Below are 26,624 nucleotides of genomic sequence, written 5' to 3'. Positions count from 1 at the left end.
ATACTCTATAAAAACAAAAGTCTGACTACCTTGCACAATTAAGAATTGTGAAAGGTAAGAAATAAAACAAGCGTAGCTCGCTCCTTGCAATTGAAGATTGTGAGAGTTTGGAAATAAGAAAAATAACTACTTTTCTCAACAGTTCAGCAAGGTGAGTTAACAACGTCAGAGTTTGATTTTTGACGAGTATCTATTTCACTTCCATGATAACAGGCAGAATCGCTGGTCGTCTCTTGGTTTGGTCAAAGAGGTATTTTGCCAGTTCATCGCGGACAGACGATTTGAGCTCTGTCCAGTCAAAACTATCCTTAGTAAAGTACTGCTCAACCGTTGTATTAACCAATTCAGAAGCTTCCCGTAAAATGTCGCGACTCTTCTTGACATAGACAAATCCACGCGTATTGACCTTGGCTTTTGAGATGATGCGTTTCTCACGACGGTTGACCGTAATTGCTACGATGAAAATACCATCTTCTGACAAAATCTTACGGTCACGCAAGACGATATTGCCTACATCACCAATCGCATTTCCGTCAATCATGACATCGCCCGCAGGGACAGAACCACTATGGACAAATTCGCCCTGCTCATAGCTCATAATATCGCCACGCTTAACAATGAAAATATTCTCTGGATAAAGGCCGATTTCAAGCGCTGCTCGTGCATGCGCGTCGAGTTGGCGGTATTCTCCCTGCACTGGGAACAAATACTTCGGACGCAAGATATTGAGCATCAATTGCAAATCACGCGCATTTCCGTGACCCGATACACGTAAATTCTTGGTGATGGATTTGACCACACCACCTGCTTGGTAGATCATATTTTCCACCCGCGCCACAACTGCTTCTTTTGAAATAGTTGGGGTTGTGACAATGTACACCAAGTCTCCGTCCTTGATCTCAACATAGCGGTGACGACCGACTGACATCTTGCGTAAGCCGTTCAAGGGCTCACCCATACGACCTGTTTCCAAGATAATCAACTCATTGTCATCAAACTTATTCATTTCTTTTGGCTTAATCAACAAGCGTTCGCTGACCAAGCGCAATTTTTTCAACTGAATAGCTGTGCGGACGATATTTTCCACATCGTGACCCGTTAAGACCACACGGCGACCCGTTGCTTCAGCAGCGTCAAAGATTTGCTGGATACGGACAATATTACTTGCAACGGCAGCCACAATGACACGCCCTTCCCAATCCGCAATGGTGTTGAAAATCTCTTCTGCTTCTTCGTGCATGCTCGCTACTTGAATGTTGCTGTCTGCGTTAGCAGAATCAGATAAGAGCGCAAGCACCCCTTCGTTTCCAATTTCTGCCAAGCGACCAAAATCAGTCTTGTAGAAGGGATCTGCCGCCTGGTCAAACTTGAAATCGCCTGTATAGACGATATTTCCTTCATCGGTCTTAATGACAACTCCTAAACTTTCAGGAATCGAGTGGGTCGTTTTAAAGAAAGATACGATAGATGTTCCAAAATCAATCTCTGTTTCGGCATTGATTACGTGGAAATCTTTAAATTTCTTAGTCGCATTGTAGTTTTTAACGACTAATTTAGCGAGTTCAATGGTCAAATGAGAGCCAAAGACAGGTACTCGTACATTTTCTAGTAGATAAGGCAAAGCCCCAATCGCATCGGCATGTCCGTGGGTTAAAAATACACCCGCTACCCGCTTCTTATTTTCCACTAAATACTCAAAGTTCGGTACGATTACATCGACACCAAGCTGTTCATTTTCTGGATATTTCAGTCCAGCATCCAAGACGAAAATCGTCTCATTGACTTCAGCGATGTAGAGATTTTTCCCATTCTCACGGACACCGCCCAAAGCCATAATTTTTATGTCAGTCATGATAACTCCTTTAATTGATGATAATTACTAACGGTCCTTGGAGTTCCAAGTCGAATTACAGTCTTGCAATTTCTTGCATATCCATACTATTATACCCTTTTTTCAGTATTTTTTCAAAATATAGCTCAAAAAATCCCCAGTCTCTCGTGTTACCTTACAATGGCAAATTTCAAGTTCAAGTTAGCCAGTCTGTAAAAATTCTCTAGGAGATTTGTAACCCAATATCTTCTTTGGATAGTTGTTAATCCAGTTTTCAATAAATGTGACTTGTTGTTGAGTCACATTTTTGCTTCTCTTAGGCAACCAACGCCGGATGAGTCTATTATGATTCTCATTAGTTCCCCTCTCCCAAGAGGAATAAGGGTGGGCATAGTAGATATGATCGGGGTCAAAAACTTCTGCTAAACGACTGAATTCAGTCCCGTTATCAGCTGTGATTGAGTTAATTTGATAATCTCTGAGGATCATTTTCAGAGCTTGATTGACTGAAGACGCGGACTTATCGGGAATAAGTCGGATGATTTGATAACGACTCTTTCTATCAGTTAGAGTCAACAGACACTCATTTTTTGCCCGTGTTTGAATAACTGTATCAATTTCAACATCACCAACATTCTCACGTTGATTAATGCTTTCTGGTCGTTCCTCAATCGATTTTCCAGCCGGCTTAAAGTTAGGACTCGCTTGTTTTTTCTTCGTTTTCTCTTTCCGAGGATAAAGCATGTCAGCCTTGGTCAACCCTAAGTGCCCACGATGAATCCAGTAGTAAATGGTGGAGACGGAGGCAGGTATCCCTTTTACTTTTACCATCATCTCAGGAGAGTATTTCTGTTTGATGTAGTGAAGAATTTTTTCTTTGAGTTCCTTGGTTAGGGAAGTTTGCTTCACAGAATGTTTGCGATTATTTTGATAGGTTTTTTGAGCGAAGTCAGCTGAGTAGATTATTTCAAATTTTCCTTTACGCACTTGTTGCCTAACCTGACCACGTTTGACTTCGTTGTGAATGGTTTGAGGAGCCTTCTCTAATCTTCTAGCGATTTCACGATTTGAGAACCCTTCTTGAAGCCAACGCTCAATCATTCTACGCTCAGCTAGTGTCAAATGTTTCCTTTTTGGTGTATAATAGTGTTGCATCTCAGAGTCTTTCTAATTGTTCTTGTGGTGATTACAATTATATCTCTCTGAGATGTTTTTTTATACCCTTGACTGGCTAACTTCATTGTAGAACTTTCGGTTACCTTACAATAGATGTGAGACCTGAGTACAAAAAAGAAGAAACCTGATATGATAAAAGTAACCACACTTCTCATAAAGGAATCTTCTCATGACTAGTATACCACAAAACCTTCGTTATTTGCCACACACGCTCGACACACGTTACCACGCGGTGAAAACGTATCGTGGTGGGGCTTCTGTCGCATTCATCTGCAGGCGGTATAAGGTCTCAAAAGCCTCTCTCATGCGCTGGAATAAGCGATTTGACGGAACCAAGGACTCTCTCAAAGATAAGTCCCACAGACCACACAAAACTCACCCCAAAGCTCATACTGAGCAAGAAATCAGGTGGATTAAAAACTGCATCCGCAGAAATCCAAATGCAACCCTCATCGAGATTTTCTACAAGCTAAGAGCCAACAAGGGATACGACAGACACCCTTGCTCTCTCTTTCGGCTCTTGAGAAAAATGGGATTCTTCAAGGCGGCTGAAACCAAGAAAGAGGCCTATGTTCCTAAACCCTATGATACACCCACGAAATTAGGAATCAAGTGGCAAATGGACGTGAAGTACGTCCCTAAGCACTGTTACACTGGCACGATGCCTGAAAAATTTTACCAGTACACTGTCATTGACGAAGCAAGCAGAGAGCGATTTATCTATCCCTTCAAGGAACAGTCCTCTTACTCCACTGTCCAGTTTGTCAAAATGGCCATTAAACACTTTCGCTACAAGCCACAAATTATTCAGACCGACAATGGATTTGAGTTTACTCACTTCAAGGAAACCAAGCAGATTCACCCCTTGGATGTGCTTTGTAAAGAGCTGGGCATGGTGCACAAGCTCATTCGACCGCGAACACCTAGACACAACGGCAAAGTGGAACGCAGCCACAGAAACGATAACAGACGCTTTTACCAACACTTGCGATTCTACTCCTACGATGACCTCATCAGGCAGATGAAACGATACCTCTACACCTCTAACAGACTCCCCATGCAGAGCCTAGGTTGGAAATCCCCTATTGAAACAAGAAAATTTCTCCAAGGAGCTAGCTCCTTGGAGATAGAATAGCATATCATGGTTTCTAAAAATTAAAGTTTGGTCTCACATCATTGACAAAGGTACATAGCTCAAAAAATCCCCAGTCTCTCGCCTAACTGGGGATAATCGTTTATTCAAACAAATGGTAGTAATCTTCCAAGGTCATAGCTTCTTTTTCAGCCTTGTTTAGATCTTTGATGATCTGTCCATCTTTCATGACAAGAAGACGATTACCGTACTTGAGGGCATCTTCCATTTGGTGGGTAATCATAAGAGCTGTCAGCTGATCCTTTGTGACAAAGCGGTCTGTCAATTCCATGAGAGCTACACTCGTCTTAGGGTCAAGAGCTGCTGTATGCTCGTCTAGGAGCAACAATTCTGGGCGTTTCAAGGTCGCCATCAAGAGGCTCAAGGCTTGGCGTTGCCCCCCTGAGAGAAATTCAATCGGCGTGTCCAAATGTTTTTCAAGTCCGTTGCCAATCTGGTCAATGGTCGTTTGAAATTCTTCCTTATAGCTGGCAAGCTTTCTAGGCACAAGTCCACGCCCTTCACCACGGAACTTGGCAATCAAGAGATTTTCTGCAACCGTCATCCGAGGGGCTGTTCCCATTTTAGGATCTTGAAAGACCCGTGCTAGGTACTTGGCCCGCTTTTCAGGTGAGAGGTTAGTCACATCTTCGCCCATGATGCGAATGGTCCCGCTCGTAAGGGACAAGGTCCCTGCAATCACGTTGAAAAGCGTTGATTTTCCTGCTCCATTTCCCCCTAAAATCGTGATAAAATCATGCTCATGAATGGTCAAAGAAACCTGATTTAAGATAATCTTTTCTTCATCAAAGCCATTATTGACCACTTTGGTGGCATTTTCTAATTCTACAATTGCTGTCATTTGCTAATGGTCACTCCTTTGAAGAATTTTGCTTTTAGGGTTGGAATCATGAGGCAGATTGCCAAGATTACAGCGCTATAAATGCGGAGATAGCTCGTGTTAAAGCCAAGCGCAATCACCGCCCAGATAAGAAATTGATAGGCAATCGCACCGACCACAATCGTCATCAGGCGTTCGGCCAAGGTCAGGCTCTTAAAGAGAACTTCTCCGATAATCAGACTGGCAAGACCAACAACGATAACCCCTATTCCACGTGAGACATCTGCGTAGCCTTCTTGTTGCGCAATCAGAGCCCCTGCTAAAGCGATCACCCCGTTTGATAAGACCAAGCCCATCAGCTCCATGCTGTCCGTATTGATACCAAAACTCCGTGCCATATCAGGATTGTCCCCTGTTGCGATATAGGCTTGTCCTAGCTTGGTGTCAAGGAAAAAGAGAAGGGCGACAATGACCAATACCACAAAAATCAGGCCTGCAACCAAGTCGTTAACCGCGTTGCTAAAGGGGAGATAATCCTGAATCTGCTTCGTTCCTAACAGTCCAAGATTGGCCCGTCCCATAATCATCAGCATAATGGAGTGACAAGAGGTCATAACCAAGATTCCTGAAAGAAGCGTTGGAATTTTCCCCTTTGTATAAAGGAGCCCCGTTGCTAAGCCTGCCACACAACCTGCAAGAACAGCTAAGAGGGTCGCAAGAAAGGGATTGATACCACTACTAATCAGAGTGACCGCTACCGCTCCTCCCAAAGGAAAGCTTCCTTCTGCTGTCATATCTGGAAAATTCAAAATACGGAAGGTCATGTAAATGCCAAGCCCCAAGATAGACCAGACGAGACCTTGTGATACTGTTGATACAATCATATTTTCTTCCTATTACTTGTAAGAAAAGAGCGATCCAATTGAGTCGATAGTACATCCTCACTCTCTTCTCTTTTTTGTGTTTACTCGACAATTTCACCAGCAGCTTTTTCGACATCGTTTGGAATGGTAATGCCTAATTCTGCTGCTACTTTTTTGTTAATGATTGGTGCACCTTGATCCACCACATCAACTGGTGTCTCAGCTGGTTTTGCACCTTTCAAAATCTTCGCTACCATTTTTCCTGTTGAAACTCCAAGACCGTGTTGGCTGACAACAACAGATGCCAAACCACCTTCTTTGACCATGGTGTCCGCACTTGGGAAGATTGGCACTTTTGCTTCTTTGTTGCTGGCAACTACTGTCTTAAAGGCTGAAGCAATCGCATTGTCTTGTGGAATCCAGATGGCATCGACCTTGCTGGTCATGACAGACATGGTTGCAGCAATTTCATTGCTAGACGGTACCGGATAAGCAAGTACAGTATAGCCTTCTTTTTCTGCTAACTCGGTGAATTTTTCCACATTCAGTTTTGAATTGTCTTCGTTGCTTGAATAGAGAACACCGATTGTTTTTGCATTTGGCGTAATTTTTTTAATCAAATCAAGTTGCTGAGCAATCGGCTCTGGGCAGGCAACTCCTGTTACATTGGCACCTGGCTCCTCAAGAGTTTTAACCAATTTCGCACCGACCGGATCTGTGATAGCTCCCATCACAACTGGCAAATCACTGGTTGCGTTGGCAAGACCTTGAGCTGCTGGTGTAGCGATTCCGACCAAGACTTGGTTGCCGTTTGAGACCAATTGCTTACTCATGGTTGCGATTTTCCCTTGGTCACCCTCAGCATTCATAAAATCAATCTTGATCTTATCGCCTTTGTACCCCTCTTCTGCAAGGCCGTCTTGAATCCCACGGTAAATCTCATCAAGCGCTTCATGGGTTACAAACTGAAGCACTCCAACCTTAACCGCTTCACCCTCGGTCTGGGTTTTCTTGTCATCCTTTTTGTTAGTGAGGAAAATTCCCCCAACAACAACGGCTACTAACGCTACAATCGTTAACAATAAATTCTTGTTTTTCATATCCAATCTCCCTTTGGTTCACAAACTATTTATATATGTTTAGGCTCTATTTACCCTTTTGATATTTAGATAGAAGATAAGGCTAGTGACACCAGTTTCCTCTAAGCTGACTATCCATCATTCTAAAAAGTCATTTTGACACATACTGCCAACGCCATCGCTTGTTCATGATATTATCCTCCTTATACAGCGCTATGTTATCCATAACACTATAGAAAAAGCCCCCGCATACAAAAACTGTATGCGAGGGCGTCAATGACACGGTGCCACCTCACTTATGGAGATTGTCTAGAATCTCTCCATATCTCAAGCTCCTCTATCAAGGAGTTGCACGGTAAGGGGTGCCAACCGAATTCTCATTGTTTTGAATTCAATATAAATCCTCAGCCCATTTCATAAACGTCCGCTGCTTGTTCGCAATACCCACAAGCTTCCTGAAAACTTCTCGTTTACTACTTCTTCTGATTAGTAAACATTATAGGGCTTCTTTTTTACTTTGTCAATAGTTTTTTGTAAATTTTCTAAAAAATGTTATAATTGGGAGGCGAACGAAAGTTCTAAAATGAAGTTAGCCACTCAAGGGTATAAAAAAACATCTCAGAGAGATATAATTGTAATCACCACAAGAACAATTAGAAAGACTCTGAGATGCAACACTATTATACACCAAAAAGGAAACATTTGACACTAGCTGAACGTAGAATGATTGAGCGTTGGCTTCAAGAAGGGCTCTCAAATCGTGAAATCGCTAGAAGATTAGAGAAGGCTCCTCAAACCATTCACAACGAAGTCAAACGTGGTCTGGTTAGGCAACAAGTGCGTAAAGGAAAATTTGAAATAATCTACTCAGCTGACTTCGCTCAAAAAAACTATCAAAATAATCGTAAACATTCTGTGAGGCAGACTTCCCTAACCAAGGAACTCAAAGAAAAGATTCTTCACTATATCAAGCAGAAATACTCTCCTGAGATGATGGTAAAAGCAAAAGGGATATCTGTCTCCGTCTCCACCATTTACTACTGGATTCATCATGGACACTTAGGATTGACCAAGGATGGCATGCTTTATCCTCGCAAGGAGAAAACGAAGAAAAAACAAGCGAGTCCCAACTTTAAGCCGGCTGGAAAATCGATTGAGGAACGGCCAGAAAGCATTAATCAACGTGAGAATGTTGGTGATGTTGAAATTGATACGGTTATTCAAACACGGGCAAAAAATGAGTGTCTGTTGACTCTAACTGATAGAAAGAGTCGTTATCAAATCATCCGACTCATTCCCGATAAGTCCGCGTCTTCAGTCAATCAAGCTCTGAAAATGATCCTCAGAGATTATCAAATTAACTCAATCACAGCTGATAACGGGACTGAATTCAGTCGTTTAGCAGAAGTTTTTGGCCCCGATCATATCTACTATGCCCACCCTTATTCCTCTTGGGAGCGTGGAACTAATGAGAATCATAATAGACTCATCAGGCGTTGGTTGCCTAAGGGAAGCAAAAAGGCGACGCAGCAACAAGTCGCATTTATTGAAAACTGGATTAACAACTATCCAAAGAAGATATTGGGTTACAAATCTCCTAGAGAATTTTTACAGACTGGCTAACTTGAACTTGAAATTTGCCAATTGGGAGGCGAAGTCGCTGTACAGCCTTTTTAGGATAGATAAAAGTGAATAGATATAAAAATAAGCGACTCTACAGGTACTAGAAACACGAGGAATAGACATGTCTTTTGACGGATTTTTTTTACATCACATGACAGCTGAATTGCAAGAGGCACTTGAGGGCGGTCGAATTCAGAAGATTAACCAACCTTTTGAGCAGGAAATCGTCCTCCATATCCGTAGCAATCGGACAAGCCACAAACTACTACTCTCTGCTCATCCAGTCTTTGGTCGCGCCCAGCTGACCCAGACTGAATTTACCAATCCTAAGGTTCCAAACACCTTTACTATGATTTTACGAAAATACTTGCAGGGCGCCATTATCGAGACTATCCGCCAGTGGGACAATGACCGTATTTTGGAATTTGTCGTATCGAACAAAGACGAGATTGGCGATCATATCAAGGTCAGTCTCATCATTGAAATCATGGGCAAACACAGTAATATTCTCCTCATTGATAAGGCCGAGGAGCGGATTATCGAAGCTATTAAGCACGTCGGCTTTTCACAAAATTCCTATCGGACCATTCTACCGGGGTCGAGCTATGTCCGCCCTCCTGAGACCAACAGCTTCAATCCCTTTACGATCGGTGATGAGAAATTATTTGAACTCTTGAGTACAGAAGAACTCGTCCCCAAGCGACTTCAAGTACTTTTTCAAGGCTTGGGTCGCGATACCGCAACGGAATTGGCAGAGCGTTTGACCACAGACAAACTCAAGACCTTCCGCAACTTTTTTGGACAAGCCTGTAAGCCGACGATAACGACGAAATCCTATTCCGCCGCATCGTTTGCAGACAGTCAGGAAACATTTTCCAGCCTTTCTCAGCTCCTTGACTACTACTATCAGGACAAGGCAGAAAGAGATCGGGTGGCTCAGCAAGCGCAGGAATTGATCAAACGGGTGGCGAGTGAATTAGAGAAAAATCGCAAGAAACTCCTCAAGCAGGAGCAGGAACTCCTTGACACCGAAGGTGCCGAACTCTTCCGTCAAAAAGGGGAATTACTGACGACCTATCTCCACCAAGTACCCAACGACCAGGCAAGTGTCACTTTAGACAATTACTATACCAGTGAGCCCTTGACCATTGCGCTAGATGTAGCCCTTACCCCTAGCCAAAATGCTCAGCGTTATTTTAAAAAATATCAAAAATTAAAGGAAGCAGTCAAGCACTTAAACAACCTGATTGAGGAAACCAAGGCAACAATTGACTACCTTGAAAGTGTGGATACCATGCTAGGACAGGCGAGTCTTTCTGAAATTGAAGAAATCAGAGAAGAACTGATTGAGACAGGGTATCTCAAGCGCCGTCATCGGGAAAAAATTGCTAAACGCCAAAAGCCAGAACGCTATCTGGCAACAGACGGAAAAACCATTATTCTCGTTGGAAAAAACAATCTCCAAAATGATGAATTGAGCTTTAAAATGGCAAAAAAAGGGGAATTATGGTTCCATGCCAAGGACATTCCAGGAAGCCATGTCATCATCACGGACAATCTGGACCCGAGTGACGAAGTCAAGACCGATGCCGCAGAATTAGCGGCCTACTTCTCCAAGGCCCGCTATTCCAATCTAGTACAGGTTGACATGATTGAAGCCAAGAAATTGCATAAACCAACTGGCGGAAAACCGGGCTTTGTCACCTACCGAGGGCAAAAAACACTCCGAGTGACACCAGATGAAACAAAGATTAAGTCCATGAAGCAATAAGGATCTGTATTCACAGCAAAAAAGAGGGGACTATGCGCGAAACGATTAAAAACTATGTCAATGTTTGTATTAAAAAGGACGACCAAGTCCTGCTCTTAGACCGTCAACATGATGATTTCAAGGGCTGGATTCAGCCTGGTGGCAAGGTGGAATTTCCCGAAAGCTTTTTTGAAGCAGCAGTCCGTGAGGTCAAGGAAGAGACAGGTCTGACTGTTCTCAACTTGCAACTCAAAGGGATTTCAGGATTTACCAATCCAATCGGAAATGAGCGCTATGTCTACTACGACTTTCTCTGCGAGGAGTTCGACGGCGAGGTTCTAAAAAGCTCACCCGAAGGTACACCAAAATGGTGGCAAATTGACCAACTCGATCAGCTTGACATGCAAGATGACATCCGTGAACGACTGCCCCTTTACTGGCGCAAAGGCTCATTTGAGCGCATCCACTACTGGGATGAAGAAAACCACTGCATCTCCCATACGAAAGAAATATTGTACGATTAGATGATAAAAGGAAAAAGTTTTTTGAGATACTTTTCTTAGGTGGTGCGGACGGTAGCGACTTCCTACGGAATTCCATACCTAAATGTTGAGCCTAAAGTCTCAACATTTCCGAGTAGCGTCAGGACCAGTCATGACGCTACTTTTACCACAGAGAAAAGTATCTGATGAGGCTCGCTCCGCTCGCGAAAATCGTAAAAATCAACTGTTCAGTTAGCAGAACTCTTGAATTTGTTTAAATAAATCTCGGTTTTTTCTACATTTTGAAAGAGGCTAGTTGCCTCTTTTTCTTTCATACTGCTGAATATCTGCCAAGACTTCCTGCCATATTTCTGGAGAAAAATAGAAGCGCAAATCTTCTTCGGTAGAGTCATTTTCTGGTAAGATACCACACCTATCTGATACTTCAAAGCCGAGACCACGAAGGACAGCAATGGTATAGTGGATTGCGAAAGAAATTGGACAAGACAAGGAGCTACAGATAAAACTGGCATTGGTATTCATCAAAGCGACTTAACGAGGTCTTAACCTTTATTCAATGCACTACATGTCAAAATGAGCTTAGAACAAAAGAGTTCCACGTTAGAAATTCAATCATTTCACATAGTCTTTTTTACTAAAATATATACAAAAAAACGAACAAAGAGAGAGTCTTAAGGTTTTAGCTCTTCCTTTATTCGTTTTTTACTTTTCTAATCAGACTTTTGTCCCAAGCTCGTAAAAACGATTACTCCGCCTTGTCAATATCTTCCCGTACTTCTTTGGCGTTGAATTTGGCAAAGAGGAATTGGCGGTCTTGAACAGGGAAGCGTTGGTCCAGTTGGTCAACGGCGCCCACTTCCACAAAGCCCTGGTCGATGACATAGTCCATGACATGCCCGCCAAAGCTGAAGTCATCTGAGATAAAATGCAGATGATAACCTGCGACACTGACCCCATGGAAAATCTCAGGTGTCCAGATTCCCACAATAGTGCCTGAGATATCTTCTGCGGTGTATTCTGGCTGATGCGTTGCGACTTCTGCAAACTTCATATCAGACGTCGATTTGGGAATCATCCGCACATGCATTTTGGAAAAATGACCACGGATTTTAATCGAGCGAAAGAGATTTTCTCCGTCGTAGTAGGATTCGATACGTGCCTGCAATTCCTTATCTGTCATTGCAAAACGCTGCTTGAAAATCACTTCTGCCTGATGAAAAATGACAGCTGCATAGGGAACTTTAACATCTGGTGATACCTCAACCACTTCTGGCTTGTCGCCTGAACCTTTGGCCTGATAGGCTTTCCCGTCTAGAACAATCAACTCTCCATCAATCGAGTCAAGCGTTCCAAGTCCTAAATCACCGTGTTCGAGCAATTCACCGACTGTCAACGAACCACCGTACAGACCAGCCATCAAGGCGCCTAGTGTATTATACTGAAATAATTTGTTTGCTTCCATTTATTACCCTTGATTATAAAATTCTTGCATGAGGAGATCATCTGGCACCAAGTGTAGGTACCGACCTGCCACATTCTTCGCTTCTTCTCGTCTTCCCAACTGCCGCAAGAGCTCAGTGTAATCTGCTAAAAACTCTGGATTTTCAGTCAAATCTTGCTGCAAATGTTCAAAGAGAGCAAGTGCTTCCTCCTCTCGTTCCAAGGCCTGATAGGCTTTTGCGATATTCCACACCGCTAGGACATGGTCCAACTCTTCCGAATAAAGAGCAATAGTCTCCTCATACCGTTCCTGTTCCAAGTAAAGGTTGGTCAAGCGCAGAACAACTTCATTTTCATCCTCCACATCAGGCTTCGCCTGTAGGAGATAGGCTTCTGCTGCCTTGACATCGTGGTCCTCGTAAGCATACTGAGAAGCCAGCAATAGCAGGGCTGGGTCATATTCATTTTTCGCAAGCCCCTTTGCCACCATTTCACGCGCTTTTGCCAACTTATGTTCCCCATGAAGAGCTTGAGCATAGGCATACTCATAGCCTTCAAATTCTGGATTCATGGTGTCTAATTGCTTGAAATAAAGGGCTGACTTCTGATAGTCTTCTCGGTCTAACAACAAGGTCGCAAGCTCAAAGACTGTCTGATCATCGTAAGCCAGTTCTACTGCTTTTTCTAAAAATTCAATGGCCACTTCAAACTTTCCAAGACTGGCATAGGCAAGCCCAATCCGTTGATAAGTGGACACGCCTGTCCACTCATAAATATCTCTATTATCCAACTGGGCATAGTATTGAATTGCTTCCTTGTACTCCTGCAACTCCATGTCTAGCTCGGCTAGACCAAACAAAATGACCGGATCATCAGACAATCGACTCGCTTCCAAGAGTTTTTCTCGTGCTACGTCCGCTAGCCCCTCTGACTGATACAAGTCCGCCTTGACTAGCAAGGCTTCTAGATAGGCTGGACTGTCTGGTTGAATCATCTCCAGATAGCCAAATGCTTCTTCTGTCAAACCGTCCTCGTTGGCAATTTGGGCGAGCTGAATGGCAAGCTCAGGATAGCTATCCTGCAAACGCAGGTAGATTTCCTTTGCTTGTGGAAGAAAACCAATGCTTTCTAAATACACTGCCAAGTCTAGCAAGACCTCATCGGAGTCCGTCTCCAAGGCGCGCTGAAAATATTTCATCGCTTTTTGCAGTTCTTGTTGCTCTAAGCATACCAACATTTTTTCACTATTCTTCATCGAGACCCTCAACTACTTCTTGTTCTGGCCCATACAAGCCACTGTATTCTTGATACCATTCAAAAATCGCTTTTAAAACCACCTTGATAGAAGCATAGATTGGAATTCCAAGCAAGACTCCCACTACGCCAAACATCTGCCCAGCTGTCAGGAGAACAAAGAGAATGGTAATTGGGTGGATATTCAAGGAACTACCGATAATCAACGGTGTCACAAACCGTCCTTCAATCGTCTGCTCCACCGCAAAGACAATGACGACCTTAATCAGCATAAACGGCCCTGCAATAGCTCCCAAGATTAGCGCTGGAATCATGGCAAGGAAAGACCCAAGATAGGGAATCAGATTCAAGAAACCAGCCACGATTCCCAACGTAATCGGATAGCTAAGCCCAATCACAGAAAACATAATCGAAAACATCAAGGCCACAATCGCTGCGACTGTTACCTGTCCACGAACATAATTAGAGAGTTGACTATTGACTTCTGTCAAGACATCACCGATAGAAGAACGCCATTTGGTTGGGAGATATTTGGTAATATGAGCTTTCAGGTATTGCCCGTCCCGCAAGAGGTAAAAGAGGATAAAGGGCATAATCAAGACCGCTACCACCACCTGCGAGGTCGCACTAATCAAGTTTTTAGCCCAATCGACTGCACTTGACGACAATTTTTGTGCAAAGGAGATAATATGGCTATTGACATTTTCTAATACTTCAAGGGCCGTCGGACGGAACTGCTCAAAGCGATCATCTTGTAGCAGAGTAGTCACTTGTAGCTCAATGTCCTGAATATAGGTCGGGAGATTGCGAGCAAAGCTAACGACTTGTTTTTGAATGCTAGGAATCGCAACTGCCAAGCCCCACACCAATAGAAAGACGATTATGACAAAAAGTATCCCAATAGCAACGGTTCGTGATACCTTGTATTTTTCCAGTATATCAACGATTGGATTAAGCAAATAATAGAGCAACCCTGTCAGTAGCATCGGCAGAAGAATAATCTCTAAAAAGCTTTTAATCGGACTAAAAATAAAACTAATTTTAGTCAAGACCAAGACGGTCAACAGAACTAAGAGCGTCACGAGAAAAAAAGTGACAGCTTGATTGTTGACAAACCATTTGAAAAACCAAGACGTGTAAAACTTCTGTTTCTTATCGTTCATAGTAAACCTCTTCTTGTATAGTCGTATAGTTGCTTCTATTATACCATGTATCCCTGATTTTCGGGTCATAGAAATCAGTGGAAAGGGACTTTATCCTCAAAATATGATATAATTTCCAAAAGAAAACAAAGTGAGGAAGAAATCATGACACTTTATTTTGGAACCTATACTCGAAGAGATTCAAAAGGTATCTATGCAGCGGACTTTGATTCAGCAACAGGTGAATTGACCAACCGTCGTTTGGTAGTAGCTGAACCAAATCCAACCTATCTTGCCTTTGCAAACGATCATGCTCTTTATTCTGTAGGAGCTAAGGACGGTCAGGGCGGACTAGCCGCTTTTTCGCAAAGCTTTGACCTCATTGATCACTCCGTCACAGAAGGTGCGCCACACTGCTACGTATCTGTTGATGAAGAACGTGGTCTTGTCTACGGTGCCAACTACCACAAGGGACAAGTCTTGGCCTACAAACGATTGGAAAATGGGGGACTGACACTCACAGACGTTCAGCAGCATAAAGGCTCAGGTCCTCATGAGAATCAGGCGAGCCCACACGTGCATTTCGCTGGTTTGACGCCTGATCAGCATCTTGTCACCTGCGATTTAGGGACGGATGAAGTCGTGACTTACAAGGTATCCGACCAAGGAAAGCTAGCACCGCTCGCCCGTTATCATGCAACACCAGGTGCTGGTCCTCGTCACATCATTTTCCACCCAACGGCTAAAATTGCCTACCTTATCTGCGAATTGAACTCAACCATTGAGGTACTCATCTACGACGGCTTAGGGGAATTTGAGCATATGCAGACCATTTCTACCCTGCCAGAAGACTACACAGACTTTAATGGCACCGCAGCCATCCGCCTGTCAAACGACGGGAAATTCCTCTACGGCTCAAACCGCGGTCATGATTCAATTGCAGTGTACAAGGTACTAGGAGACGCTAGCCTTGAGTTGGTCGAAATCGTACCGAGCCTTGGTAAAACCCCGCGCGACTTCATCCTTAGCCCTGACAATCGCTTCCTGATTGTAGCTCACCAAGACTCAGATAACATCAGCGTCTTTAGGCGCGATGCAGAAACAGGCAAACTGACTAGCCTTTCTTCAGACTTTATCGTCCCTGAAGCTGTCTGCGTCACATTTGACTAAAAAACTAAAAAAGCTTAAAACCTGTCGTTGGTTTTAAGCTTTTTTAGCTAGACTTGAGTTCAGGGAAGAGAGATTCAAGGAAAAATAGCAGACTGAGAACCTAGGAAACACAGTTTCAATGACAAACACAAAGACTAGAGCTTAGGGAAAGCAGACTCAGGGAAAAATACCAGAGTTAGAGCTGTCTAAGACCACATTCTCCCTAACATCTAAACGCAAAAGAGCAAGAATTGGCATGACTCGAAAGCCATGCCAAACCCTGCTCTTATTTTTCTTCATCTTCCCGTTTCCAATCAAAATGGGTCCCGTTGACGCTGTAAGCTTCAAAGCCACTGCGATTTAAAACCGCGGCCGCTTGGTTAGCATAGGTACAAAACAAGCCTCGACAGTATAAGATGATTGTCTTATCCTTATCCAGTTTTTCTAAATTATCCTCTAACACGGCATAGGGAATATTGAGCGCACCTTCTACATGATCAATTTCAAACTCGACCTCAGACCGCAAGTCAACTAGTTGGGCCTGGCGGGCAAAGACCTTATTTTTAGCTTCTGCCAAGTCAATGGTCTTTATCTGATTATCCGTCGCAATAAATCGCTGCTCAATAAACTCTAACATCGGTGACTGCTCTTCGCTAATCTGATGAATATCTCGTAACAAGCGCTCAACCATTTCTGATGAAACACTATACCAGACATATTTCCCTTCTTTTTGTAAAGTGACTAAACTAGCCTCTTTCAACACTTGCAAATGCCGAGAGGTATTCGCAATGGTCATATCCGTCATTCTAGCCAGCTGCTCTACGGATTTCGGACCATGGATAAGCCTATGTAAGATTTCTAATCGTTTTTCACTGGATAATGCTTTTCCAATGCGCACGTATTCCTTGAAAATCTGATCCATGTACTGTCTACTATCTACCAAAGTCCTTGACACTCCTCTTCCCCATTCATTCTTCAGTATTGATTATACCATATCTTTTTTTATCTGAATGAAAAAAGCTCTTCCTTCCGTGTAGAAGAAAGAGCAACTGTATCTTAGACATCAAATTTTTTCGCAGCCATATTTCCAAGAATACCACCGCTCACAAGGAAGATGAGGAAGACCCAGCCAGATAAAGAGAAATTTGCAATCGGTGTAAAGAGAGCACCGACATTACATCCATTTGCCAAACGCGTTCCAAATCCCATGAGGAATCCTCCGAGAATATAGAAGAAGGATTGCTTGCCTGTAATCCGTAGTTCAGATTTGCAGACCTTGGTGAAGGTTCCTGAAGTTAGCAAGAAGACGATTGTACCAAGCACAATTCCCAAGTTTTGAACACTGATAGGATGTTCTAAAAATGGAGTTGTAAAGGCTCCTTCTGGCATGAGGGTGAAGCTTGCAAGACTACTAGCATCTACACCAAACAATAGCAATACCTGTCCAAACCAGAGACCATAAGGGGTACTTGCACCCCAGCCAGCCTTGGTAATCCCCATTAGGAGAGTAAAGAGAATAGCAAGTACAACTGCTGCTGTCCGTAAAGACCACGCTTTTACAAATAGACGATCGTACCAATCTCCTGCAGTTACAGGTGCTTCAGTAGTTGCTTCTGCAACTTCCATATCTTGGATTTTTTCGCCAAAGTGACCAGAGTAGGTCCCCTCTTGTTTGCGACGAGCTTCATAACGATAGGCCATCCAAATCACGATAAGACACAAGACACCTGTCAATACGAGTGCACCTAGATAACCATCCAAGCCGTCAAACTTAAAGAGGTCAGGCAAGTAGACTCCACCGTAAAGTTTCTCACCAGTTTCACTTGTTACCCAAGATTTTTGAATCCAAGAAGCACTGTTTTGGATAGGGAATCCGATAAAGACACCCAAACAGAAGAAAATCAAGGTTAAGAGTCCTCTAGGAAGAGCTGTAACCAAATCGGTCAACACACCTGAAGCACAACAAGATGAGAACGTCATCCCAAATCCAAAGAGAATACCTCCTAGCAACAAGCCCCAGTTAATTGGATTGACCCATAAATCGTAAGTGGAAGCATCCACATTGAATAAGAAAGCTGCGCTGAGCAAACAGGTAATAAAGAACATCATCATCATCGTCCGCATAAGACGCGTAGAACCTGTTCGATAGGCACGATTAACACTTCCTGCAAAGCCCGTATAACCTCTACTTAAGGTATAACCTAGACCAGCACCAATCACTAAGCGGAAAAATAGCATGTCTGATGACAGATAATAGTGCCCAAAAAGCAAAATAGCAACAATCCCTACTATTCCCATAGTACGTTCGAGATTTTTCATTTTTATTCTCCTAAATTTTTTATTTCCGATTGCTAGTCACTCTAAAGTATAAAAAGCCTAGCAATATCCAACCAACTAAAATCCCCATCGAAATACCACCTAGTTGACTAGGAGAACCTGGTACTAGAAGTAATCCGATAAAGAAGAAACTAATAGCAACACCTAACTGGCTCAATCGTTTATCAACTGGACTTTTAGCCAGTTTAGCGCTGATAAAGCAAACATAGGCATAGGTGACTGCCGCCATGAGACTTGATAAATCGACAATATACAAGATGACCTCGCGCCCTAAAAATAAGAGCAAAGCTGCAATCAGCGATACAAACTTCAAGGCCTGCTCTGCTACTTGGTGTCGATTTTGTTGTGCATAGCGACTCGGCAGCAACTCATAAAGAGCAAGCGAGGACACCACCCGACTACTTGCAATTAGAAAGCCGTTAATTCCGCCCACAACCGCTGCAAACAAGGCGATACAAAGAGCTCCAAAGCCTAACCAGCCTGCATAGGTCAAGACTGCACTGCCACTTGCCCAGGCTAGGTGTTTGGCCTGAGTAGGTGAATAGGCCAGAGCCGTCATCAGATTTAACAAGTTATAAATCAAGACACCGACCATTGTCGCAAGCAGGGTCACCTTGGTCGCCGCCTTGATGGAAAAGCCTAAATCCGTCATCACCTGAGGGACAATATCAAAGCCAACAAATAAGAAGGGGATAATGGCGACCACTCTGATAATCGCTGCCCAATCAAGCTGATAATGTGCGACATAAGACGCGTAGAACTGCTGCTTATTTCCATGGAAAAACATCCATATACTCAAGATAACAACCGTTGCAACCAAACAGAGAATCAAGATTTTTTGAAAGGTCATCGACAGGACTAAACCGCGCTTGTTAATCCAGTAAAAGAAATAGATAATGCCCATCCCTATGCCAATCTCTGATAGGTAAACAGGATAGCCTGCAATCGTGTAGAGATAGCCATAGGAAACAGTCCCCAAGATTTCTCTAAGCACCAAGACAACGGCTGTTGCATTTAAGGAAATCAGCGTTAGGTAACAAAAGCTGAGTGCCCAACCAACGACAAATCCGTGTTTCTTTCCGAGATGAACCAGCGTATAGGAGAATTCTCCTCCTTGTTCCTGATGGTGAAACATCATCGTATGGTAGCCGACTTGAATGGCATAGATTAAGATACCTCCAACCACAAAACCAATGGCAGTATTGATTACTCCTGCTTCTGGTAAAAATTTATTGCCCGGCAGGTAGAAGGACCCCCAACCAATCACAGCTCCAATCACGAGGGCAATCACGTCTAATTTCGATAATCCCTTTGACATAGCTAATCAAAATTGTAGCCTGTGACAATCGGCTTACGCCCTGTCGTCTGATCTTTAAAGTACTCATAATAGCTGAGCATTAAGAAAGAGCCTTGGATATTGATGATATTATCATATCCATATCCTTTTAGAGCGCAGATGGCATAGTAGCTATTCCAAGAAGTCCGACAATGAATGTAGACTGGTCTGTCTTTTGGAATTTCATCCAGACGCTCACGAATTTCATCGAGCGGAATATTAACTGCACCCTTGACATGAGCAGCGTCAAAGGCCTCTTTCCCACGAACATCGAGGATAAATTCGCCCTGTTCAACCAAACTGCGAACGCTTGTAACAGGTACTTGCTCATAGACACCGTGTAAGTAGTTCAAGCCAACGATTCCTGCAAAATTCACGACATCTTTCGCTGTAGAAAAGGCTGGCGCATAACACAATTCCAAGTCTTTCAAATCTTCTAGATAGCCACCCATGCTGATGACAGTCGCAATGACATTGATATTCTTAACTGGATTCCCCTTACTAATAGCTTGGGCACCTAGAACCTTACCAGTTGGGTATTCATAAACGAGTTTAAAGTGCATGGGCGAAGCTTCTGGCATTAAGCCAACACGATCATTTGGAATCACGAGAGCAACCCGATAATCAATTCCTTGGGTTTGACAAGTCTTTTCATTGAGACCAGTAGCTGCAGCGTTTAGACCAAAAACTCGGATACAAGAAGAACCAATCACTCCACGATTTGGTTGTGGTTGACCAGCTAGGGAATCTGCTAGATTACGTGCTTGCTTTTGGGCAGGTCCCGCTAACGGCAGGCGCATTTTCTTGCCTGTCTGACGATTGGTCACTTCAATTGCATCTCCAATCGCATAGACATCTGGTAAATTGGTCTGGTAGGTCGCATCAACCGCAATCGCTCCTGTTTCACCCAGCTGAATACCAGAGGCAACAGCAAAATCAACATCTGGTGTGACACCAATTGCCATGATTACTGCTTGAGCAGATAGGGTATTACCACTAGAGAGACGTACGCTATCTGCTGTAATCTCCTCTACCGCGTCTTCCAAAATAAGGTTGACGTCATTATCTAGAAGTTCTTTGTGCAACATCTGCACCATGTCCTCATCAAAAGGTGTCATAATTTGCGCACTTGCTTCGACTAAGTGAACAGTTTTACCGGCCTTTTTCAAGCATTCGGCAACTTCTACACCGATAAAGCCACCCCCAACAACAACGACCTCTGCTGCATCGGCTACTGTCAAATGCTGGTCAATCGCTCGAACATCAGACACATTTTTCAAGCTAAAGACATGGGAGCTGTCAATTCCTTTGATAGAGCGTGGCAAGATTGCTTTTGCTCCGGGTGATAGAATCAGGGCATCATAGCTGTCTTCAAACTCCTCACCAGTTTCCAGATTTTTCACTACGACCTTGTGCTCATCTGAAAGAATCTTCACCACCTCATGACGAACCTTGACGTCTAGGTTATAAGTCTGTTTTAGACTAGCTGGATTATAGAAAATCAAATCTTCAATGTCCGCTACTTCTCCACTGAAGTAGTTGGGCAAGCAACAATTTGAAAAGGAAACGTCATATCCTTTATCGTAGATTTGAATAGGCACCTGTTCATCGAGTCGGCGCAGTCTAGCCGCAACAGAAGCTCCTCCTGCGACACCACCGACGACAATATATTTTTTCGTCATTTTCATCCTCCTGAGTTTGTGATATTTTTTTCAAACTTATTTTAACATTCAATTGAATGTTTGTCAACGTTTTCAAATAAATATATCATCATCTTTTTTATCTCCCTCCTAAATAGCTACGCAACAGGCACAATTTGAGGAGCAATTACTAAAAACAGTGCGGAGATAATGCGAGACAAAAAGACCTTGCCAGTTCTTTCTGACAAGGTCTTTCAGCTTACAAGGCCTCCTTCATTACCTCTATTAAGTCATTTACCGTATAAGTTCTCAAGAAATAATTAGGGGGCTTCCCAAGGAGAAATCTCACCTCTCTAAATAGTGTCAATAATAGAGAATCTTGATTCTTTTCTTAGGTTCTTCGTATGTGCGATATATATATTCTCATCCCATCATAACCATAGCTTGGGGCAATTGATGACTGCTCGCATTCCATTTCCCTCATATTTTATAATGATAACTTGCAGAATATATCTTCTTCAGCGAAAAAAATCCTATCTGACAGACAATCAGATAGGGTTTATATATGCGAATGTGAAGTAGCATTTAGTGTTTACAATCCGCTGAGTTGCTTCGAAAAATGAGCCGCCTATAGATACCTCACTCTTCAGGCTTCTCTTTCCGCTTCCGATTTGGAAGCCCTAATAGGGTAGCAAAGAGGAGCATAAGCCCTGCTGTTGGTAGAGTGGAGGTACTACCTGTATTAGGCAACCTTTTATGTTGGCTTCCCTGAGCACCCTGACTAGCTTTTACTTCTCCCATATCTGAGCTACTCGAGCTATTAGGTGCTGTTAAGTTGTCCATAGAGTCAGTAGAGAGGTTAACATGTGGAACTTCCTTAGATTTTGTGAGCCCCAAATCATGCGACATATTTAATCCATCCTCTGCTAATGGAGGTATTTCTTGCGACTGGGTGTCTGTATCAGCAAACTGGTTGGTATCCGACTTCCCGTCAGATGTCCCCGCTTGAGAAGATTGGATGGATTGTGATGGTGCAGGAGAATTTGGTAAGCTGTCTCCAAATGAATTATCTTTCCCGCCTTTAGTCTCTGATGGTTCAACAACTTCTGCTGGTTTGTCTTCACCTGATTCGGTCGAGTTTGCTGAATTAGGTTGAGCTGGAGCGGCGTCTGGTTCTAGAGTTCTTGGTTCTTTTTCAGCTACCTCAGAAGAATTTGAATCTTCGGTCGCAGGGTCTGTTTTATCTTCTGTGTTAGTCGAACTGCCTTCCTCGGTCGGAGTTATCGGATTGGTTGACTCAACAGGCTTCTCACCTTCTGACTCGGTTGATAGTTCTGAGTCTGACTCTGCTGGTGCAGACTTGTCCTCATCAACTTCTGACTCTGTAGTTTCAGATTCTGGAGCTTCTGTAACTGTATCTGGTACTGATATTTCGGGCTCTTTGTCAGCTACCTCAGAAGAATTTGGCTCATCAGTTGCAGAGTCAGGTTTGTCCTCTGTGTTAGTCGAATTATTTTCCTCGGTCGGAGTTGCTGGTTCAGGTGATTCATCTGGTACTTCTCCCTCTGGCTCTGTTGGTCGTTCTGAGTCTGACTCTGTTGTAACAGGCTTGTCCTCATCGACTTCTGGTTCTGAGGTTTCAGGAGCTTTGTCAGAGCTTTCAGTCGGGCTAACCTCAACAGGTGTATCTGATTCTGGTGATTCATCGGTGTTGGTATTAGCTTGACCAGTTTCAGAATTTGATGGTTCAGTAGAGGTTGTTTCTTCAATTGGGGTGACTGGCTTGCTGCTGTCTGAGTCAGTTACTGGAGAATCATTCTCTTTATCAGAAGTATCAGCTGGTTTGTCTTCACCTGATTCGGTCGAGTTTGCTGAATTAGGTTGAGCTGGAGCGGCGTCTGGTTCTAGAGTTCCTGGTTCTTTTTCAGCTACCTCAGAAGAATTTGAATCTTCGGTCGCAGAGTCAGGTTTATCTTCTGTGTCAGTAGAGTGTTCCTCCACGTTTGGAGTTGCTGGCTCAGGTGAGTCAACTGGAGTCTCTTCCGGCTCAGTTGGCAATTCCGAATCAGGCTCTGCAAGAGCAGGCTTGTTCTCATCGACTTTGGGCTCTGAAATTTCAGACCCTGTTTTATCCGAATCGGGTTCTCGTGTCTCGGTTTCTTTGTCAGATGGGTCGATAGAATATGGTTGCTCAGCTGGACTTGCTGGCTCCTCAGTTGCAGAGTCAGGTTTATCTTCTGTGTCAGTAGAGTGTTCCTCCTCAGTCGGAGTTGCCGAATTAGGTGAGTCAACTGGAGTCTCTTCCGGTTCAGTCGGTAGTTCTGAACCTGGCTCTGCTGGTGCAGGCTTGTTCTCATCGACTTCTGGCTCTGAAATTTCAGACTCTGTTTTATCCGAATCGGGTTCTTTGTCAGATGGTTCGAGAGTATCTGGTTGCTCAGCTGGACTTGCTGGTTCCTCAGTTGCAGAGTCAGGTTTATCTTCTGTGTCAGTCGAATGCTCCTCCTCAGTCGGAGTTGCCGAATTAGGTGAGTCAACTGAAGTCTCTTTAGTCTCAGTTGGCAATTCCGAATCAGGCTCTGCTGGTTTGTCTTCCACTGATTCAGTCAGGATTTCTGAATCAAGATTAGTTGCGCTAGGATCAGTTGAAATAGGTTGAGCTGGAGTAACTTCGGGTTCTGATGCTTCAGACTCTGTTTTATCCGAATCGGGTTCTGATATCTCGGTTTCTTTGTCAGATGGTTCGGGAGAATCTGGTTGCTCAGCTGGACTTGCTGGCTCATCAGTTGCAGAGTCAGGTTTATCTTCTGTGTCAGTGGAATGTTCCTCCTCAGTCGGAGTTGCCGAATTAGTTGAGTCAACTGGAGTCTCTTCCGGCTCAGTCGGTAGTTCTGAACCTGGCTCTGCTGGTGCAGGCTTGTTCTCATCGACTTCTGGCTCTGAAATTTCAGACTCTGTTTTATCCGAATCGGGTTCTGGTGTCTCGTTTTCTTTGTCAGAAGATTCCTCTGACTTGGCTTCATCAGTATCTGACGGTTCAGCTATACTTGAATCAGCTTGTTCAGTTTCAGAATTTAATGACTCAGTCTCGGTAGGCTCTTCGCTTGGTGTGTCTGGGGCGCTGTTGTCTGAGTCAGTTACTGGAGAATCATTCTTCTTGTCAGAAGCATCAGCTGGTGTTCCCGAGTTTGACTCTGCTGGTGCAGGCTTGTTCTCATCAACTTCGGGTTCTGAAGTTTCAGACTCTGTTTTATCCGAATCGGGTTCTGGTGTCTCGGTTTCTTTGTCAGATGGGTCGGGAGTATCTGGTTGCTCAGCTGGAATTGCTGGCTCCTCAGTTGCAGAGTCAGGTTTATCTTCTGTGTCAGTGGAATGTTCCTCCTCAGTCGGAGTTGCCGAATTAGGTGAGTCAACTGGAGTCTCTTCCGGCTCAGTCGGTAGTTCTGAATCTGGCTCTGCTGGTGCAGGCTTGTTCTCATCGACTTTGGGCTCTGAAATTTCAGACCCTGTTTTATCCGAATCGGGTTCTCGTGTCTCGGTTTCTTTGTCAGATGGTTCGGGAGTATCTGGTTGCTCAGCTGGACTTGCTGGCTCCTCAGTTGCAGAGTCAGGTTTATCTTCTGTGTCAGTAGAATGTTCCTCCTCAGTCGGCGTTAACGAATCAGGTGAGTCAACTGGAATCTCCACAGTCTCAGTTGGCAATTCCGAATCAGGCTCTGCAAGGGCAGGGCTATCCGTATCAGGTGCTGGATTCGTTGCTTTAGGATTATCAAGTAATGCTGGAGTGTCAGAGGTGCCTCCTTCTGGGGTATCGGGTTGATTTTCAGTAGCGGGACTTGAATCCGCTGGATTTGTCTGAGCTGGCTCTGTACTATCTTCTGGGGCTTCAACTGGCTTGGTAGGTCCAACGAAGGTAATCGGTACCTCAATGAAATCCTTCGACCGATCTGGATACTCTACAATCAGCGTCGCAGTCCTACTTCCTGCGGTGCTAGAATCTGGCAAGGTAGTCAAATCCCAGTAGAGATAGGTGTCGGACTGTGGCAGCTCCTGCCGATTTGTTATCATCTCTTCTGAATTTGGCAGACTTGCTGGTAGCGATGAACCAACTGGCAGAACAATCGACTCCTCCTTAGCAGTCGGTTGATAGCGTGTCGAATCATCCTCTTTTGAAGTAAATTTCAAATGATAAAGCCACTCGTCTTGATAGCCAGTACCTGCCAAACTGCCCTTTTTCCCATTCACAAATCCTGGAAACTCTCTTGAAATCCGATCCTCGAAATAACTTCTGGAACCGTGCCCCTCCTGCGTACGACCGACATTGATAGAATGTTTAAAATTACCAGTCCAAGATGTGACATTATCATTAGAAACAACATAATGCGTGACCTTTCCAACCTCTGTGAGTTTATCTCCTCTTTTTGCAACGTTGTTTAGCCCATTAAAGATATTCCCTGAAATCTTCGGTGCATTAAAGGTGTAACCTTTCCGAATCCAGGAATAACCCTTGTCATGAGCTTCAACCATACCACGCTGGACTAAATAACCTCCTAAAGAATGACCTGTGAGGTAGAGATTGTCCACCATTTTTTCATCATTTAATTTCTTGAGCAAATTACTGATGGACTGTGCCTGACTAGGATTGAGTCCAAAGGCAATCTTTGCATCGTCTCTCACATCCTCAGCCCCTGCAGTTCCTCTAATGGCAAGGACTTGGAGTTTCTCATCGTCTAAGTAGTCTCCTGGAACTTCCCCATACTTTTCCCTATGGAATCGGTTCTCAAATAATACCGCATCAAAACCATTAGCCTCATGATAGGTCTCTTTCACAGCCCAAAATGGAGCTAGTTCTTTATGCATGATCTCATACTCTTTACGCCCTTGATAGCGATCAATCGTGTAAAGAGTCGGATCAAGAACGTGACGAATATAGGCATCGTCTCGGTAGACCAATTCCATAAATAGGACTGCTTCACGATCCGTAATGTCTTCCCATTTTCGTGGATTTGTCTGGCGCTGTTTTGCCTCGTCACCATCCAACCATCCATCGCCATCCGTATCTGCTAACTTGGGATGGCTATGATAGCCATAATATTTCTTACCCTCTACCTCGTAGACATAGAGTTCTTCTTTGTTGGTCAAGCCATCCTGATCGTCATCTTGGTCTGGATCAAGAGGTGGCTGCTGGTACAAGGTCCGATCTACGATATTGCCCTCCAGCGTGATTTCTCCTCTCGCAATTTTGAAGGCATCCTCACTTGTTAAAGGCGAGACACTTCCAGTAGAGGCGGTCAGATTCCCATTATGATTTCCAACCTCATCAGCCCGTGCTTCAACGCCTGCAAAGCAAAGGAGACTTCCCACCGCAATACTAGCTGCTCCAAAGTACAATTTCCGAATGGAAAATGTCTGTTGCAGCGCATACCAATTAAAACGCTTCTTCGAATGATTCATCGTTATTCCTCCGTATCATTTTTATTTCTCTATTTTTTAGACTTGAAAAAGGGGAGTAAGAAAAAATCGTTAAA

Annotated in this window: 19 protein-coding genes; 5 read left to right on the top strand and 14 right to left on the bottom strand. The window is 43.8% G+C overall.

The annotated features are described in order from the left end of the window. Positions 1-190: 190 nt before the first annotated feature. Positions 191-1,852, bottom strand: coding sequence for a ribonuclease J (locus CHF41_RS06100; RefSeq protein ID WP_119876447.1), 1,662 nt, complete (start codon positions 1,850-1,852; stop codon positions 191-193). A gap of 180 nt (positions 1,853-2,032) precedes the next feature. Continuing rightward, positions 2,033-2,986, bottom strand: coding sequence for an IS30 family transposase (locus CHF41_RS06095; RefSeq protein WP_119876374.1), 954 nt, complete (start codon positions 2,984-2,986; stop codon positions 2,033-2,035). A 190-nt stretch (positions 2,987-3,176) separates the two neighbouring features. On the opposite strand from CHF41_RS06095, the gene CHF41_RS06090 reads away from it, so the two are divergent. Further along, positions 3,177-4,142, top strand: coding sequence for a DDE-type integrase/transposase/recombinase (locus tag CHF41_RS06090; RefSeq protein WP_119876081.1), 966 nt, complete (start codon positions 3,177-3,179; stop codon positions 4,140-4,142). Positions 4,143-4,242: 100 nt separating this feature from the next. On the opposite strand, the gene CHF41_RS06085 is transcribed toward CHF41_RS06090, so the two are convergent. The 3 genes from CHF41_RS06085 to trpX form a co-directional block, all read right to left on the bottom strand. After that, the gene (locus tag CHF41_RS06085) at positions 4,243-5,001 is read right to left on the bottom strand and encodes an ABC transporter ATP-binding protein (RefSeq protein ID WP_119876446.1); all 759 of its coding nucleotides are present in this window, start codon (positions 4,999-5,001) and stop codon (positions 4,243-4,245) included. After that, positions 4,998-5,864: an ABC transporter permease gene (locus CHF41_RS06080; protein WP_119876445.1), complete on the bottom strand. Its 867-nt coding sequence runs from the start codon at positions 5,862-5,864 to the stop codon at positions 4,998-5,000. The genes CHF41_RS06085 and CHF41_RS06080 overlap by 4 nt, the downstream gene beginning before the upstream one ends. An 80-nt stretch (positions 5,865-5,944) precedes the next feature. Continuing rightward, positions 5,945-6,943 carry a tryptophan ABC transporter substrate-binding protein gene (gene trpX, locus CHF41_RS06075; RefSeq protein ID WP_119876444.1) on the bottom strand — a complete coding sequence of 333 codons (999 nt, stop codon included), beginning with the start codon at positions 6,941-6,943 and terminating at the stop codon, positions 5,945-5,947. A 648-nt stretch (positions 6,944-7,591) separates the two neighbouring features. Here trpX and CHF41_RS06070 point away from each other — a divergent pair. The 3 genes from CHF41_RS06070 (at position 7,592) to CHF41_RS06060 (ending at position 10,819) form a co-directional block, all read left to right on the top strand. Continuing rightward, entirely contained in the window at positions 7,592-8,545 is a 954-nt protein-coding gene (locus CHF41_RS06070) for an IS30 family transposase (RefSeq protein ID WP_119875415.1), read from the top strand. A gap of 121 nt (positions 8,546-8,666) precedes the next feature. Next, on the top strand, positions 8,667-10,316 hold the full coding sequence (locus CHF41_RS06065) for an Rqc2 family fibronectin-binding protein (RefSeq protein ID WP_119876443.1): 1,650 nt from the start codon (positions 8,667-8,669) through the stop codon (positions 10,314-10,316). Positions 10,317-10,348: 32 nt separating this feature from the next. Next, complete coding sequence (locus tag CHF41_RS06060; protein ID WP_119876442.1) at positions 10,349-10,819, top strand: 8-oxo-dGTP diphosphatase; 471 nt, start codon at positions 10,349-10,351, stop codon at positions 10,817-10,819. 270 nt (positions 10,820-11,089) lie between these two features. Here the strand turns inward: CHF41_RS06060 and CHF41_RS06055 are convergent, their stop codons facing one another. From CHF41_RS06055 to CHF41_RS06040, 4 genes are all read right to left on the bottom strand, one after another. Next, a complete protein-coding gene (locus CHF41_RS06055) occupies positions 11,090-11,320 on the bottom strand; it encodes a hypothetical protein (RefSeq protein ID WP_119876441.1) in 231 nt (76 codons plus the stop codon). 223 nt (positions 11,321-11,543) lie between these two features. After that, on the bottom strand, positions 11,544-12,260 hold the full coding sequence (budA, locus tag CHF41_RS06050) for an acetolactate decarboxylase (protein ID WP_119876440.1): 717 nt from the start codon (positions 12,258-12,260) through the stop codon (positions 11,544-11,546). A 3-nt stretch (positions 12,261-12,263) separates the two neighbouring features. Beyond that, the gene (locus CHF41_RS06045; protein WP_119876439.1) at positions 12,264-13,493 is read right to left on the bottom strand and encodes a tetratricopeptide repeat protein; all 1,230 of its coding nucleotides are present in this window, start codon (positions 13,491-13,493) and stop codon (positions 12,264-12,266) included. After that, the gene (locus tag CHF41_RS06040; RefSeq protein WP_119876438.1) at positions 13,483-14,655 is read right to left on the bottom strand and encodes an AI-2E family transporter; all 1,173 of its coding nucleotides are present in this window, start codon (positions 14,653-14,655) and stop codon (positions 13,483-13,485) included. Before CHF41_RS06040 ends, CHF41_RS06045 begins: the two co-directional genes overlap by 11 nt. Before the next feature lie 144 nt (positions 14,656-14,799). Here CHF41_RS06040 and CHF41_RS06035 point away from each other — a divergent pair, with 144 nt between their 5' ends. After that, the gene (locus CHF41_RS06035; protein WP_119876437.1) at positions 14,800-15,804 is read left to right on the top strand and encodes a lactonase family protein; all 1,005 of its coding nucleotides are present in this window, start codon (positions 14,800-14,802) and stop codon (positions 15,802-15,804) included. A gap of 265 nt (positions 15,805-16,069) precedes the next feature. Here CHF41_RS06035 and CHF41_RS06030 read toward each other — a convergent pair whose 3' ends face one another. From CHF41_RS06030 to CHF41_RS06010, 5 genes are all read right to left on the bottom strand, one after another. Beyond that, positions 16,070-16,726, bottom strand: coding sequence for an ArsR/SmtB family transcription factor (locus tag CHF41_RS06030; protein WP_162911924.1), 657 nt, complete (start codon positions 16,724-16,726; stop codon positions 16,070-16,072). 113 nt (positions 16,727-16,839) lie between these two features. Then, positions 16,840-18,102: a YeeE/YedE family protein gene (locus CHF41_RS06025; protein WP_119876435.1), complete on the bottom strand. Its 1,263-nt coding sequence runs from the start codon at positions 18,100-18,102 to the stop codon at positions 16,840-16,842. A gap of 19 nt (positions 18,103-18,121) precedes the next feature. Continuing rightward, positions 18,122-19,438: an APC family permease gene (locus CHF41_RS06020; protein ID WP_119876434.1), complete on the bottom strand. Its 1,317-nt coding sequence runs from the start codon at positions 19,436-19,438 to the stop codon at positions 18,122-18,124. 2 nt (positions 19,439-19,440) lie between these two features. Then, the gene (locus tag CHF41_RS06015) at positions 19,441-21,138 is read right to left on the bottom strand and encodes an FAD-dependent oxidoreductase (protein WP_119876433.1); all 1,698 of its coding nucleotides are present in this window, start codon (positions 21,136-21,138) and stop codon (positions 19,441-19,443) included. Between the two features lie 597 nt (positions 21,139-21,735). Next, positions 21,736-26,550 (bottom strand): YSIRK-type signal peptide-containing protein, encoded by a 4,815-nt coding sequence (locus CHF41_RS06010; protein WP_119876432.1) that lies wholly within the window; start codon positions 26,548-26,550, stop codon positions 21,736-21,738. Positions 26,551-26,624 lie beyond the last annotated feature (74 nt).

The organism is Streptococcus respiraculi (genome assembly GCF_003595525.1).
Classification (GTDB): Bacteria; Bacillota; Bacilli; order Lactobacillales; family Streptococcaceae; genus Streptococcus; species Streptococcus respiraculi.
Note: the sequence above shows the minus strand (reverse complement) of the source record. Positions and strands in the feature narration are given on the sequence as shown.